General features: G+C 35.3%; 2 protein-coding genes. Both read left to right on the top strand.

Features of this window, described 5'->3' with window-relative positions:
• The first annotated feature begins 141 nt into the window (after positions 1-141).
• On the top strand, positions 142-336 hold the full coding sequence (locus tag RSC39_RS11980; RefSeq protein ID WP_332537456.1) for a hypothetical protein: 195 nt from the start codon (positions 142-144) through the stop codon (positions 334-336).
• Positions 337-382: 46 nt separating this feature from the next.
• A complete protein-coding gene (locus RSC39_RS11975; RefSeq protein WP_332537454.1) occupies positions 383-613 on the top strand; it encodes a hypothetical protein in 231 nt (76 codons plus the stop codon).
• Positions 614-646 lie beyond the last annotated feature (33 nt).

Genomic DNA, 646 nt, shown 5'->3' with positions numbered 1-646 from the left:
GTTATATCGAGCGGGGGAAATGGATTATGAAATTGGAGAGCAACTGGAATATTTACTACCAGATGAAAACCAAGTTAATATCGGTATTGTTTACCTCGCAGGCAAAGCCCTCGGAGTTGATTTAGTGAAAGTGGTGGAGGGATGAAAGTATATGTTTTAACCGCAGACACCTATGATGAAGATTATGGTTCAACGATAGTACTTTTAGGAGTATTCTCAACCGAAGAAAAAGCTAAAAAGCAAGCTAGTAAAATGAAATTGGATTGTTATGATATCCATTATGTTGATATTGATGAAACTAAAGAGCAATTCTACTTAGGGGGATATATTGAATGACAGACAAACTAATATCGCTGGTCAATGACTGGTGGGGAGGGATTGAATGAATCCATATATAAGTGAGCTATTCGATAAGATAACCAAACTTGAAGATTTTCAAGATGATTGCATTAAAAGTGGTTGCTTATCAACTGTTATCACAATAGGAACTCAAATTTTAGAACTAGAAAAAGAAGTTAAAAAAATCAGCAATATTATACACCCACTAATTCCAGAACCTTGGGCTAGTATGAGTGCTGATGAAATTATAAAAGGATTGGGGGTATATAAATGAAACTAATGTGTAAGCTGTTCAGGCATAAGTGGG

It is taken from the genome of Lactococcus sp. (assembly GCF_036648155.1).
GTDB classification, from domain to species: Bacteria; Bacillota; Bacilli; order Lactobacillales; family Streptococcaceae; genus Lactococcus; species Lactococcus cremoris.
This window is presented reverse-complemented; position numbering and strand designations above follow the sequence as displayed.

Bases quoted from the DNA above. Each gene is read 5' to 3' on its own strand.
- RSC39_RS11975 (WP_332537454.1), top strand. From the start codon at position 383: ATGAATCCATATATAAGTGAGCTATTCGATAAGATAACCAAACTTGAA.
- RSC39_RS11980 (WP_332537456.1), top strand. From the start codon at position 142: ATGAAAGTATATGTTTTAACCGCAGACACCTATGATGAAGATTATGGT.